Source organism: Brooklawnia sp., assembly GCF_049651565.1.
GTDB lineage: Bacteria > Actinomycetota > Actinomycetes > Propionibacteriales > Propionibacteriaceae > Brooklawnia.
Genome location: NZ_JBASCI010000149.1, coordinates 1 through 12500, shown reverse-complemented (window position 1 = coordinate 12500; position 12500 = coordinate 1). Strand labels below are relative to the sequence as shown.

The 12500-nt window shown below is 68.5% G+C and carries 15 protein-coding genes and 1 pseudogene; all 16 read right to left on the bottom strand.

Translation table 11 applies throughout. The annotated features are described in order from the left end of the window. Window positions 1-982: pseudogene (locus WBL05_RS07070) on the bottom strand (glycine dehydrogenase (aminomethyl-transferring)); the annotation flags it as partial. 22 nt (window positions 983-1004) lie between these two features. Next, entirely contained in the window at window positions 1005-1562 is a 558-nt protein-coding gene (locus WBL05_RS07065; protein WP_424224750.1) for a MerR family transcriptional regulator, read from the bottom strand. Window positions 1563-1708: 146 nt separating this feature from the next. After that, window positions 1709-2170, bottom strand: a complete 462-nt coding sequence (locus WBL05_RS07060) for a bifunctional nuclease family protein (RefSeq protein ID WP_424224748.1) — start codon at window positions 2168-2170, stop codon at window positions 1709-1711. Between the two features lie 10 nt (window positions 2171-2180). Continuing rightward, complete coding sequence (locus WBL05_RS07055; RefSeq protein ID WP_424224746.1) at window positions 2181-2882, bottom strand: MerR family transcriptional regulator; 702 nt, start codon at window positions 2880-2882, stop codon at window positions 2181-2183. Continuing rightward, on the bottom strand, window positions 2882-3418 hold the full coding sequence (locus tag WBL05_RS07050) for an FHA domain-containing protein (RefSeq protein WP_424224752.1): 537 nt from the start codon (window positions 3416-3418) through the stop codon (window positions 2882-2884). Before WBL05_RS07050 ends, WBL05_RS07055 begins: the two co-directional genes overlap by 1 nt. A 28-nt stretch (window positions 3419-3446) precedes the next feature. After that, window positions 3447-3833 (bottom strand): glycine cleavage system protein GcvH, encoded by a 387-nt coding sequence (gene gcvH, locus WBL05_RS07045; RefSeq protein ID WP_424224744.1) that lies wholly within the window; start codon window positions 3831-3833, stop codon window positions 3447-3449. Between the two features lie 65 nt (window positions 3834-3898). Continuing rightward, window positions 3899-4606 carry a DUF881 domain-containing protein gene (locus tag WBL05_RS07040; protein WP_424224742.1) on the bottom strand — a complete coding sequence of 236 codons (708 nt, stop codon included), beginning with the start codon at window positions 4604-4606 and terminating at the stop codon, window positions 3899-3901. Then, window positions 4599-4931, bottom strand: a complete 333-nt coding sequence (locus WBL05_RS07035) for a small basic family protein (protein WP_424224741.1) — start codon at window positions 4929-4931, stop codon at window positions 4599-4601. The genes WBL05_RS07040 and WBL05_RS07035 overlap by 8 nt, the downstream gene beginning before the upstream one ends. Window positions 4932-4953: 22 nt before the next feature. Further along, window positions 4954-5745, bottom strand: coding sequence for a DUF881 domain-containing protein (locus WBL05_RS07030; RefSeq protein WP_424224739.1), 792 nt, complete (start codon window positions 5743-5745; stop codon window positions 4954-4956). A 4-nt stretch (window positions 5746-5749) separates the two neighbouring features. After that, a complete protein-coding gene (locus WBL05_RS07025; RefSeq protein ID WP_424224737.1) occupies window positions 5750-6370 on the bottom strand; it encodes a CDP-alcohol phosphatidyltransferase family protein in 621 nt (206 codons plus the stop codon). Between the two features lies 1 nt (window position 6371). Next, entirely contained in the window at window positions 6372-7523 is a 1152-nt protein-coding gene (locus tag WBL05_RS07020) for a glycosyltransferase family 4 protein (protein WP_424224735.1), read from the bottom strand. Then, window positions 7520-8392: a hypothetical protein gene (locus tag WBL05_RS07015; protein WP_424224733.1), complete on the bottom strand. Its 873-nt coding sequence runs from the start codon at window positions 8390-8392 to the stop codon at window positions 7520-7522. Before WBL05_RS07015 ends, WBL05_RS07020 begins: the two co-directional genes overlap by 4 nt. Then, window positions 8389-9018, bottom strand: coding sequence for a phosphatidylinositol phosphate synthase (pgsA, locus tag WBL05_RS07010; protein WP_424224731.1), 630 nt, complete (start codon window positions 9016-9018; stop codon window positions 8389-8391). The genes WBL05_RS07015 and pgsA overlap by 4 nt, the downstream gene beginning before the upstream one ends. Further along, on the bottom strand, window positions 9011-9604 hold the full coding sequence (locus tag WBL05_RS07005) for an HIT family protein (RefSeq protein WP_424224729.1): 594 nt from the start codon (window positions 9602-9604) through the stop codon (window positions 9011-9013). Before WBL05_RS07005 ends, pgsA begins: the two co-directional genes overlap by 8 nt. A gap of 1 nt (window position 9605) precedes the next feature. After that, on the bottom strand, window positions 9606-11603 hold the full coding sequence (gene thrS, locus WBL05_RS07000; RefSeq protein ID WP_424224728.1) for a threonine--tRNA ligase: 1998 nt from the start codon (window positions 11601-11603) through the stop codon (window positions 9606-9608). 123 nt (window positions 11604-11726) lie between these two features. Beyond that, window positions 11727-12500: DNA-formamidopyrimidine glycosylase family protein (locus WBL05_RS06995; RefSeq protein WP_424224726.1), on the bottom strand; the 774-nt coding region annotated here is incomplete at its 5' end.

Below are 12500 nucleotides of genomic sequence, written 5' to 3'. Positions count from 1 at the left end.
TACAGATGTTCGAGGAAGCTTTCTCGCGGCGGATGTGCTGCTCGCGGGTCTGCAGCGCCAGCCGCAGCGCCGGCGCGCCGTCGGCGTCCTTCGACACACCCACCAGGCGGCCGGGCAGTTGGCGTTCGGTGCCAACCCGCGACGCGATGTAGCCGGCGTGCGGGCCGCCGTAGAACAGGGGGACGCCGAACCGTTGCGTGCTTCCGACCGCGATGTCGGCTCCCCACTCGCCCGGCGGGGTGACCAGCGTCAGCGCCAGCAGGTCGGCCGCGGCCACCATCTGCGCGCCGACCGCGTGGGCGGCCTCGGCGAGGGCCGCCAGTTCTGCGGTCGGCTGCAGCCGGCCGTTGGTGGTGGGGGTCTGGACGATCACGCAGAATGCCCGGGGCAGGTCGACGGCTTCGATCAGTGGTCCGTCGGCGACCACTAGTTCAATGTCCATCGACCGCATCCGGGTCTGCAGCACCGCCAGCGACTGCGGCAGCAGGTCGGCGGACGCCAGCACCACCTCGCCTGATCTGGTGATCCGGCGGGCCATCGCGGCCGCCTCGGCGACGGCGGTGGCCTCGTCGAGCAGGCTGGCACCGGCGATCGGCAGGCCGGTGAGGTCGGTGACCGCGGTCTGGAAGTTGAGCAGCATCTCCAGCCGGCCCTGGCTGATCTCGGGCTGGTACGGAGTGTATGCGGTGTACCAGGCCGGGTCCTCCAGAACGTTGCGCCGGATGACCGACGGGGTCACGGTGCCGTGGTAGCCGAGCCCGATCATCGCCCGGCCGGGATTGTTGCGGCTGGCGAGGTCGGCGAGCCGCGCCTGAACAGCGGCCTCGGGGCGCGCGGGCGGCAGGTTCAGTTCTTGGTCAACGATGGCCTCGGGCATCGCCCGATCGGACAGTTCGGCAAGGCTGGTCAGTCCGAGGAACTCGAGCATCCGTTGCTGCTGGCTGGGGTCGGGGCCGAGGTGACGGTTGACGAAGGAGGACACTCCCCCAGCGTAGTTGGTCGGCTCAGTTGGCCTGGCGCAGTTGCCGTCGGCGTGACAACTCGTCGCTGGGTGCCTGCTCGTGGTTCGGCTCGACCGGCAGCGCCAGCAGGGTGCCCTCGAGGTCGCGCCACACCCCGCCCAGCGCGATGGCGAACATCCCCTGGCCGCCGCGCAGCAGGTCGACCACCTCGTGGTCGGTGGTGCACTCGTAGACCGAGACGCCGTCGCTCATCAAGGTGACCTGCGACAGGTCCTGCACTCCCCGCTGGCGCAGGTGGTCGATCGCTGTGCGGATCTGCTGCAGCGAGATGCCGGCGTCGAGCAGCTTCTTGACCACCTTCAGCATCAGGATGTCGCGGAACGAGTAGAGCCGCTGGGTGCCGGAGCCTTCGGCATCCCGGATCTCGGGGGTGACCAGGCCGGTCCTGGCCCAGTAGTCGAGTTGTCGGTAGGTGATGCCGGCGAGCTGGCAGGCGACCGGACCCCGGAACCCCAGGTCTTCGGGCAGCGGCCCGAAGTCGCCGTCGAACAGCGCGTCCTGCGCGCCCTTGGCAGGGTGCTCAACCTGCGGACTGCTCATGCGACTCTCCTCACCACAGCAGTGTAACTTCACCGGGGTGGTTGAGACGCTAGGTCGTCGCTCAGCCCCGGGCAATCACCGCCACGCAACAGTTTCCTTGCCCGCAGCCGGCCACCGGCCGACTGATCGCGGGTTGGCAAGGCAGTTCAGTGCTCGAAGTCGTCGGGGGTGATGGTGTCCAGGAACTCCCGGAACTTCTCCACCTCGTCCTCGGCAGGCTCGAAAAGCTCAACCCCTACTTGATCCATCAGCTCCCGGGTGCACATCACCTTGAATCCGGCCCGCAGCGCCAGCGCCACCAGGTCGGAGGGCCGGGCGCTGATCACGGTGCCGTCGACCCACAGTTCGGCGAAGAAGGTGCCGTCATTGACGTTGGTGATGCGTCCTTCCAGGTCGACGTGGCCCAGCTGGGTCAGGATGTCGGCCATCAGGTCGTGGGTCATCGGTCGGGGCGGCACGATGCCCTCCAGCGCGTTGACGATTGCGGACGCCTCGGCCGCGCCGATCCAGATCGGCAGGTAGCGGTGCCCGCCGGACTCCTTCAACAGCAGCATCGGAGCGTTGGACGGCACCTCGACTCGCACACCGATGATGTCAAGTTCGATCACGCCATCACCCTTACCCTTCGAGCAACGTATACATCATCGCAGCGTGGGCGTGCACCACCAGCTGGCTGACCTCGTGCATGGTCTGGGCCGGGTTCGAGCTGCGCACCAGGTGGGGACGGGCCGCCTGCTCCACCAGCCAGGCCTCGCGTTCGGCTGCCTGCTTGATGGCGCGCAGGTGCCGGGTGTCCATGCCGTAGGTCTGAAGCTTGCGGGCCACCACACACATGGTGAGGGCCTCGCGTCCGTAGTAGATCGAACCCCGGCGGGGCACCACCATCTGCTGCCGCTCGAGCTCGATCAGGGTGGCCTCCGACAGTCCGCTCACCTGCAACAGCTCACGCCGGGTGAGCTTCATCGGGCGGTCGTTGTTGCGACCGTGCGCGACGGGTTCGGCAGTGGTTGCCGGCTGGGCGGGAGCGGCCGGCGCGGGCACCGGGGCCTCGGCGGTGGTGGGTTCGATGCCGCGGTCCATCAGCGCCAGGTTCTCCCGGATGACCTTGAGCGGCAGGTAGTGGTCACGCTGCATCCGCAGGATGTAACGCAGGCGGTCGACGTCGGCCTCGGAGTAGCGGCGGTATCCGGACGGGGCCCGTTCAGGCGCGACGAGCCCCTCGCTCTCCAGGAATCGGATCTTGGAGATTGATATGTCGGGGAACTCGCTCTTCAGTAACGGGAGAACCTGTCCGATACTGCGCTTGGCCGCCGCCGGCATCAACGCAACCCGTGCTCACTCACGAAGAAGAGCATCCGGAACTTGCCGATCTGCACCTCATCCCCCGGACGCAGCACCGCGGCCTGGTCAACCAGCGTCCGGTTGACGTAGGTGCCGTTCAGGCTTCCCTTGTCGATCAGGGTGACCTTGCTCTCCCGCATCACGAACTCGGCATGGTGCCGCGAAACCGTGATGTCATCGAGGAAGATATCTGACTTGGGGCTGCGTCCGGCGGTGACGATCTCTTTGTCGAGCAGGTACCGGGCACCGACGTCGGGGCCGCGGGTGACAATGAGCAGCGCATTGCCGGCTGGCAGGCTGCTCAACGCGTCGGCGTCCTCGGCGCTGATCTCGAGGGTGCGGGGATCCTCCTCGGGCACGATGATGACGCGGGTGGTATCCGACGTGGATGCCGTGGGGGCCAACGCACTACCGCACTTCGAGCAGAAGTTACTGCCCACGGGGTTGGAATGACCGCACTTGCTGCATTCGATCATGGTCCCAGGCTTCCTTGTCTTGAGGGCGGATGTGTGCAGTGTAGTCGAGCAGTCCCCCGACGCAGCGTTACTCCCCGATGAGTTCGGCGTAGGCCTCGGCGTCCAGCAGGGCGTCGAGTTCGGCAGGGTCGGACATCTCGACGTCGAACAGCCAACCCTCACCATACGGGTCCTCGCCGATCGACTCCGGTTCCTCGGTGACCGCCTCGTTGACCGAGGTCACCACGCCCGATACCGGCGCGTAGAGGTCGGACACCGACTTGGTGGATTCCAGTTCGCCGCAGGCGTCCCCGGCGACCACCGTCGAGCCGACGGTGGGCAGCGAGACGTAGACGATGTCGCCCATCTCGCTGGTCGCGAAGTCGGTGACACCGATCCGGGCCACCTTCGAGTCGTCCGATCGCACCCATTCGTGCTCGCTGCTGTACCGAAGATCGTCGGGCAACTCGCTCATTACTTCCTCCGTTGGAAATCGTCGCTTCCTGACAGGCTCACGCTATCGCCACTTCGGCCGGTTCGCTATGCGGGCTCGGCATACCGGGGGGCTCGGGGTTGGTGCAGGCTGAAGATGTTGACCTGGTCGAGTTCCTCGATCGCGGTCGATCCCCCGACCTTCTGGCTCTCCACCTGGCTCACCAGGCCTCCGCGGAAACGCGCACCCTCGGCCAGCGAATGCGAGTCGCCGATGGCCTCGATGACGATCGGCAGGGTGATCAGTTGGTCGTCGATCAGCAGACCTTGCGGCGACTCGGTGACCCAGCTCTGCGCAACCAGCCGGACCGAGTCGTTCACCTCGATCACCTCGGCGCCGGCGTCCCGCAGCTCCTGGATGGCGTCCAGCATCAGGTCGGCGGTGATCCGTCCCTCGGGCGCCGAGATGGTGATCCGCACACCCGGACCGACCGCCGGGGCGGTGCCGGCCAGGATGGCCAGGCCGTCGGCGCGGCGCTGGGCCTCGGCCCGGGCGACCTCGTCGGCGTCCACCCCGGACTGCAAGGCGTCCCTGGTGCGTTCGAGTTCGGCCACCTCGGCGGCTAGCCGCTCCGATTCCTCGGTCAGGCCGTCGAGAAGCTGGACGAGGTCGTCGCGCCGCATGCTGGCATAGCGGTCGCCGGCCTGAATGGTCTGCACCTGGACGACCACCGCCAGCCCGACCAGGCACAGCGCGACCGCCCAGGCCAGTTGGGACCGGCTGGGGCGCAGCAGCCTGAGCAGGGTCTCACGCATGCAGCACCAGTCGACGGATGACGGCGGCGTTGGTGAAGATCCGGATCCCCAGCACCACCAGCACCGCGGTGGACAGTTGCGAGCCGACGCCGATCAGGTCGCCCAGCCAGACGATCACGGCGGCGATGGCCACATTGGAGATGAACGAGACCGCGAACACCTTGTCGGAGAAGGTGTGCTCGAGGCTGGCGCGGGCGGCGCCGACCAGGGCGTCCAGCGCGGCGACGATCATGATGGGCAGGTATGGCTGCAGCCAGAACGGCAGTTCGGGCCGGAAGACCACCGCCAGCACCACGCCTGTCACCAAACCGATGATCGCCAGCATCTGTTGCCTCCTTCGTCTCGCGTCACGGTACACCTGCCCGGTCGACGTCCAGCCCGGCGTCGGCACCCAGCCGCAGCTCGGTGCTGCGCCGGATGGTGGACCCCACCCCGTAGTTGCGGCGCAGGAAGTTGAGCCAACTGCCGCCTGGGCTCTGCATGAAGCCCGACTCCAGGCCGTCCGGGTCGCCGATCGCCTGGATGTGGTACGGGGTGGTCAGGGAACGGTAGTTGACGGTGATCGCCGCGCCGGCCTGCCGGATCGCGGTGCGGGCGCTGAGCCGGTGGCCGTTGATCGTGATGGCCTCTGCGCCGGCCACCCACAACCCGTTGACGATCTGGCGCAGGTCCTGGTCGACGATGGTGCCGTTGGGGTCGCGGGGGTTGTCCTCGAGGTTGAGTTCGATCCCCGGGCCGGTGACGGCGACGCTGCCCGACCAGACCAGGTCCTGCTGGCTGGGCCGGTGCGCCGAGCCGAGCTGGTCGGCCTCCAGTTGCTCGATCTCGGCGTTGAGCCGGTCGGACTCGGCGTTCAGCTCCTGCAGCCGCTGCTCGGCCTGTTCGATCCGGGTGATCAGCTCGCTGCGTTCGCGGCTGGCATCGTCGGCGGCCAGCCCGGCCTGCAGCCCCGAGGTGGCGAACATCAGCCCGGCGAGCAACCCGACGAGCAGCACCAGGAAGGGGGCGCGGCTGCGGCCCGGCTGCCCCCCGGCACTGGCTGCGGCGTACTCGGGGTCGATGGTGTCGCGCTGGATCGAGTTGAGCAACTCCATGGACGCGTCCGGCGACCGGCGCTGCGTGGAGGTCGGCGCGGTCATCGGCTCAGGCCTCTTGTGGCCGCGGCAGGGCCTTGAGGATCTGGTGGGTCTGGTTCAGGTACATCAGGCCCGCCCACCAGTACAGGAAGACACCCCAGATCGCGAACGCCCAGCCGAAGACCTTGGCCGCCGGTGAGATCACCCAGGGCCCGGCCCCCAGCAGCACCAGCGGCAGCGCATAGAGCAGGCAGAAGGTGGCCGCCTTGCCGATGAAGTTGACCGGCAGGGTGGTGTAGCCACGGGTCCGCAGGGCCGGCAGGACGATCAGGGCGAGCATCAGGTCGCGTCCGACCAGCAGCACCAGCAACCACCACGGGATGATCTCGCGGATCGCCAGCCCCAGCACGGTGGCGAAGATGTAGAGCCGGTCGGCGGCCGGGTCGAGTACCTGCCCGAGCCGGGACATCTGGTTGAAGTGCCGGGCGATCCGCCCGTCCAGCAGGTCGGACAGGCTGGCGATGGCCAGCAGCACCACAGCGGCGATGTCGCGCTGCTGGATGATCAGCACGAAGAAGAACGGCACCCCGACCAGCCGCAGGAAGCTCAGCGCGTTCGGAATCGTCCAGATCCGGTTGCTGACAACCTGCTGGTCATGCCGCTCGACGGGCTGATTCACGGCCTCCACCCTAAGCCATCCCCCGGTGCTGGCGGCCGCGCGCCTCGTCGACCGACAGGTACCTGTTCTCGGCAGCCAGCCGGTACATCGCCACCACCTGCGGACCGATCACCGACCAGTCGAACTGGGCGGCCTGGTCGCGGCCTCGCTGCAGCCGAAGGTCGCGGGGCTCGTTCAGGCTGGTGATGATCGCCCTGGCCAGCGCGTGGGAGTTACCGGTGCGGAAGATGTGCCCGATCGGTCCATCGTCGTCGGACAGCACCTCGATGAAGGCCGGCAGTGCCGACGCCACCACTGGTGCCCCGCAGGCCATCGCCTCGATCAGCACGATGCCGAAGCTCTCCCGTCCGGTCTGGGGGGCGACATAGACGTCGGTGACGCCCAGCCAGCGGTTGCGTTCTGCGTCGCTGACCCCGCCGACGAACCTGACCCCCTCCACCGACATCCGGCCGCCGTGGCCGATCACGATCACCTCGATGTCGGGGAACGCGGCCCGCACCAGTGGCAGCGCCGCGGTCAGCACGTTGAAACCCTTGCGGGGTTCCTCGTAGCGGCCAAGGAAGGTGATCCGCGGGCGGTCGCCGCCGCGCCAGCGTCCGGTGGTGGGAACCAGTTCGTAGTCGTCGATGCACAGGCCGTTGCCGATCACCACCGGCGACACCCCGGTGTGTACCTTGGCAACCTTGGCGGCCACCGATGACACCGCGATCGCCGAGTCGAGCCGCTTGACCGCCTGCGGCAGCATCTGGTTCAACCGCTTGACCGCCTTGATGGTGGGGGCGTTGGTGTGGAAGGTGGCGGTCACCGGCCGGTCGGTCAGCCACAGTGTGAGGATGCACAGGCTGGGGGTCATCGGCTCGTGCAGGTGCACCGCGTCGAAGTCGCCGGCGTCCAGCCAGGCCTTCGCCCGCCGGGCCGGTCCGACACCGAAGTTGATCCGGGCGACCGAACCGTTCGCCTTGACCGGCAGCGCCTTGCCGCCGGTGGTGTACTCCCGGTCGGTCAGTCCGTAGCTGGTCAGCATCCCGGACGGGGGTTCGCCGGGGGCCAGGATGGCGACCGAGTGGCCCTGCTGCTTCAACCAGCTCGCCAGGCCCAGCACGTGGTTCTGTACCCCGCCGGGTCGGTCGAACGAGTAGGGGCAGACCAATCCGACCTTCATGCGACCACTCCTGGGAAGAACTTCTGCATCATGTGCCAATCGGTGGGCTTCTCGCTGATCCGGGCGGCGAAGAAGTCGGCGAGTTGCTGGGCCATCCGTTCGGCACCCTCACGGCCATCCTGCTGCGGAATCTGGTCGCTGACCACCACTTTGAGGTGATTGCCCTCGAAGGTGGTGGTGGCGCCGACCAGTGCGGCGCCGGTCTGCTGGGTGATCACCACCGGACCGGCCGGCAGGGTGAGGTCCCGTCCGCCGTCCGGGGTCGGCCAGCGCACCGGCAGGCCGCGTCGTCCGAAGTCGCGGTCGGCGATCAGGCAGATCACCCGCCCGCGGCGCAGGTCTTCGCACAGCGTGGCCACCACGTTGGGCTGGTCGTAGGGCCGGATCTGGAAGCCGAGTTCAGCACGCAGGTCACGGAAGTACTCGAACTGCCCGGCCGGCAGCTTCTCGGCCACCGAGGTGACCGGCAACCCGATCAGGCAGGCGTAGGCGCCCACCAGGTCCCAGCTGCCCATGTGCGGCAGGGCGATCACCAGGCCGCGTTCGGCGTGCAGTCGCTGGACGCGCTGCCTCACCTGGGGGTCGATGCTGATGGTGTCCAGGATCCGGCGCTCACTCCAGCGTCCCAGTTGCAGCGAACCGACCGTGTTACGTAGCCAGGACGCCTGGGCGGCCCGCCGCTCGCGGAAGCCGGCCGGTCGGCCGGTGACGACCTGGTAGTTCAGCGCCCACTGCCGCAGCGGCCTGGGCGGCCGCGCCGCCAGCGCCAGGCTGACCAGCTGGCCCAGCGGCCACCAGACCGCTCTGGGGACGTGGGCGGCCGCCTTCAGCAGCTTCAACTGGGTGTCGGGGGTGACCAGGGAACTCATCGTGGTTCATCGACCGCGGATTGGTCTGGGTCGTGGATCGCGCGGTGGACGATGTGCATCCGCTGCCCGACCGTGATGGCGCCCGCCGCAGCCAGCAGGCCCATGGCGACGGGCAGCGCCCACCACACCCCCAGCCCGGTCAGCAGGGTCCCCAGCAGGCTGACCAGTAGCCGGTCGGCTCGTCCGGCCAGGCCGCCGTTGACCGGGATGCCCAGCGACTCGCCGCGGGCCTTGGTGTACGAGGTGACCTGGCCGAAGACCAGCGCCACCACGGCCAACCCGCAGCCCAGCAGCGACTCCCCCGGCCCGGCCAGGTAGAGCGCCAGCCCGGCGAAGATGGCGCCGTCGGCGATCCGGTCGAGGGTGGAGTCGAGGAAGGCCCCCCACGTGGAGCTGCGGCCCGACTCGCGGGCCATCGTGCCGTCCAGTGAGTCGGAGAAGATGAACAGCAGCAGCACCAGCACGCCCTGCCACAGCCAGCCCTGAGGGAGGAAGACCAGGCTGACCACCACGGTGGCGATCGTTCCCACCCAGGTCACCCAGTCGGGTTTGATCCCGATGCGCAACAGCAGGCGGCACAGCGGCAGGATGATCCGGGTCCAGCGGGAGCGCAACCGCTCAAGCATTCAGGCCATCCGACGTGCTTGACCCGAACAGGTCCGTCCAACCGTCGGCGAACAGGTCGCGGGTGTCGGACAGGAACTGCGGCAGCGCCTTGGTCCGGCCGATCACCGGCAGGAAGTTCGAGTCACCCTGCCAGCGCGGCACGATGTGCTGGTGCAGGTGCCCGGCGATGCCGGCTCCGGCCACCGCCCCCTGGTTCATGCCCAGGTTGAACCCGGCGGGTGCCGAGACGTGCCGGATCACCCGGATGGCCTTCTGGGTCAGCTGACCGATCTCGAGGGTCTCATCGGCGCTCAGATCGATGAAGGCCGACACGTGCCGGTAGGTGCACACCAGCAGGTGACCGGGGTTGTACGGGTACAGGTTGCAGATCACGTAGGCGGTCCGGCCGCGATGCACGATCAGGGACTCCTGGTCGGTGCTCCGCGGCGCCCGGCAGAACGGGCACTCCCGTTCGCTGGTGTCGGTCGGCTTGTCCTGGCCGTCGATGTAGACCATCCGGTAGGGCGTCCACAGCCGTTGCAGGGCATCGGGGACGCCGACCAGATCGTCCGGCTCGACGATTTCGGGGGTGTCTGGCTCAGTCATCTCAGGCTTCGATCTTCGGGTCGTCGTTGCGGCGGGAGTTCACCCAGCCGGTGATGAACTCGATCGCCTCGTCGATCGGGACGCCGTTGTGCTGCGAGCCGTCCCGGAACCGGAACGACACCGCTGCAGCCTCGGCGTCCTGCTCGCCGGCGATCAGCATGAACGGGACCTTCTGCTTCTGGGCGTTGCGGATCTTCTTCTGCATCCGGTCGTCGGACGCGTCCAGTTCGGCGCGGATTCCGAAAGCCCGCAGCCGCCCCATCACCTCGTCCAGGTAATCGTTGAAGCCGGACGCCACCGGGATGCCAACCACCTGGACCGGCGCCAGCCAGGCCGGGAAGGCGCCGGCGTAGTGCTCGATCAGCACGCCCATGAACCGTTCGATGGAGCCGAACTTGGCCGAGTGGATCATCACCGGCTGCTGGTGCGAGCCGTCCGGGGCGACGTACTCCAGCTTGAAACGTTCGGGCTGGTTGAAGTCGTACTGGATGGTCGACATCTGCCAGGTGCGGCCGATCGCGTCCTTGGCCTGGATGGAGATCTTGGGGCCGTAGTAGGCAGCGCCGCCCGGGTCGTCCACCACCGGCAGGCCCGACTCGGCGGCGATCTCGGCCAGTATCGCGGTGGCCTTGGCCCACTGCTCGTCGGAGCCGATGAACTTGTCGGCCTTCTTGCCGTCGGCGTCGCGGGTGGACAGCTCGAGGGCGACGTCGGTCAGGCCGAAGTCGTTGAGCAGGCTGAGGATGAACCGCAGCAGGTGCCGGATCTCGTCGGGTGCCTGCTCCGGGGTGCAGTAGGAGTGCGAGTCGTCCTGGGTGATCGAACGCACCCGGGTCAGGCCCTGGATGACCCCGGACTTCTCGTTGCGGTAGACGGTGCCGAACTCGAAAAGTCGCAGCGGGAGTTCCCGGTAGGAGCGGCCCCGCGAGGAGTAGATCAGGTTGTGCATCGGGCAGTTCATGGCCTTCAGCCGGTAGGCCTGGCCGTCGTCGTCCAACTCGGGGAACATGACATCGGCGTAATAGGGCAGGTGGCCGGAGGTGTAGAACAGCTCCTCCCGGGCGATGTGCGGGGTGCCGACGTACTCGAAACCCTCCTCGATGTGCCGCGCGCGGACGTAGTCCTCCATCTCGCGCTTGATCACCCCGCCCTTCGGGTGGAACAGCGGCAGGCCGGAGCCGACCTCCTCATGGAAGCTGAACAGGTCGAGTTCGGCGCCCAGCCGGCGGTGGTCACGCTTGGCTGCCTCGGCCAGCCGGTGCTGGTATGCCTTCAGGTCTTCGCGGGTGGCCCACGCGGTGCCGTAGATCCGCTGCAGCTGCGGGTTGCGCTGGTCGCCGCGCCAGTAGGCGGCCGACGTCCGGGTCAGGGCGACCGCGTTGATGTAGCCGGTGTGCGGCACGTGCGGGCCGCGGCACAGGTCGGTCCAGGCCACCTCGCCGTTGCGTCGCACGTTGTCGTACATGGTCAACTGGCCGCCGCCGACCTCGACCGAGCTGCCGTCGTCGGCGGACGCGCCGCCCTTGTCGCGGACCAGTTCCAGCTTGAACGGCTCGTTGGCCTCCTCGTCCAGCGCCTCTTCGTCGCTCACCTCGCGGCGGACGAAGCGCTGCCGTTCCTTGATGATCGCCTGCATCTTCTTCTCGATCCGGGCCAGGTCGTCCGGGCCGATCGGGTCCATCTTGAAGTCGTAGTAGAAGCCGTCGGTGATGGGCGGGCCGATGCCCAGCTTGGCGTCGGGGTAGATCTCCTGCACGGCCTGCGCGGTCACGTGCGCGGCCGAGTGCCGGACGATCGACAAACCCTCCTCGGAGGTGACCAGCACCGGTTCGACCTGATCGCCGTCGCTCAGCAGCGCGGCAAGGTCGACCGTGGTGCCGTTCACCGACATGGCCACCACGGCCCGGTCGTCGCCGAACAGGTCGAGTCCGGTAGTGCCGGTGTCCACCGTCCGGGATTCGATGGTTCCGTTGCGGTTGACGAGCACGTTGATGGACACGGGTTACTTCCTTTCGGCGGCATACCTGGCCGCGGCGAGTCGGTGGACGCGCTGCTGCGGGTCGCTGCCCATTCTGCCCGAAGCGCGGGTTCGCCAGAGCCCGGGACCAGCTCCCGACGCTGGTCAGTTCCGGGGTTGGCAGCGTGGGCACCACCAGATGACCCGCTCCTGGCCGGCCGGCGGGTCGGCGACGCTGGTGGCGCCGCCCAGCGTCCCGGCGGCGACCGGGGTACCGCAGCGGCGGCAGGGCCGGCCCTTGCGTCCGAACACGAAGCTGGTGTGGCCCGGTCGATGGTCGCCGGTGAAGGTGCGCACCGGGCTGGCCAGGTTGCCGCGCATCACCCGGGCCACCAGGTCGACCGTTGCGGCCACGTCGGTGCCGGCGACCGGGGACGCCGGGTGCAGCCCGCGCAGGAAGCAGACCTCGACCCGGTACTCGTTGCCGGGCCCGGCGATGATCCGCTGGTCGAGCAGGGCCTCACCGATGCTACGGTCGGACGCGGCGTGCAGGCGGCGGACCGCCTCATCGCGTCCGGTCGGCTGCCAGCGACCGGCGGTGGTCCAGTCGTCGGCCAGCGGGTCAGGCCCAAGGTGGGCGGTGCGGGCGTCGTACTCGGCGGCCGGCCACAGTTCGACCAGCCCGAGGTCGTGGCCGACCAGTTCGATACCACCGCTGACCTGGACGACGATCCGGGCGGTGTGCGCGGGCAACCGCCAGTTGGTGCCCGCCTGGTGGATGCGCCAGGTGCCGTCCATTCGCAGGTGGGTGTGCAGCACCAGGTCGTCGCACAGCCAGAACAGGTGCTTGCCGGGCGGCCATACCCGCTCGATGGTGGTGCCGGTCAGGGTGGCGGTGGCCAGTTGCGGGATCCGGAACTGGCTGGCCTCGACCCGCCG

Coding starts and splice junctions, on each gene's coding strand:
- WBL05_RS07005 (WP_424224729.1), bottom strand. CDS start 9,604: ATGACTGAGCCAGACACCCCCGAAATCGTCGAGCCGGACGATCTGGTC.
- WBL05_RS07040 (WP_424224742.1), bottom strand. CDS start 4,606: ATGCGTGAGACCCTGCTCAGGCTGCTGCGCCCCAGCCGGTCCCAACTG.
- WBL05_RS07055 (WP_424224746.1), bottom strand. CDS start 2,882: ATGCCGGCGGCGGCCAAGCGCAGTATCGGACAGGTTCTCCCGTTACTG.
- WBL05_RS07020 (WP_424224735.1), bottom strand. CDS start 7,523: ATGAAGGTCGGATTGGTCTGCCCCTACTCGTTCGACCGACCCGGCGGG.
- pgsA (WP_424224731.1), bottom strand. CDS start 9,018: ATGCTTGAGCGGTTGCGCTCCCGCTGGACCCGGATCATCCTGCCGCTG.
- gcvH (WP_424224744.1), bottom strand. CDS start 3,833: ATGAGCGAGTTGCCCGACGATCTTCGGTACAGCAGCGAGCACGAATGG.
- WBL05_RS07015 (WP_424224733.1), bottom strand. CDS start 8,392: ATGAGTTCCCTGGTCACCCCCGACACCCAGTTGAAGCTGCTGAAGGCG.
- WBL05_RS07035 (WP_424224741.1), bottom strand. CDS start 4,931: ATGCTGGCGATCATCGGTTTGGTGACAGGCGTGGTGCTGGCGGTGGTC.
- WBL05_RS07030 (WP_424224739.1), bottom strand. CDS start 5,745: ATGACCGCGCCGACCTCCACGCAGCGCCGGTCGCCGGACGCGTCCATG.
- WBL05_RS07065 (WP_424224750.1), bottom strand. CDS start 1,562: ATGAGCAGTCCGCAGGTTGAGCACCCTGCCAAGGGCGCGCAGGACGCG.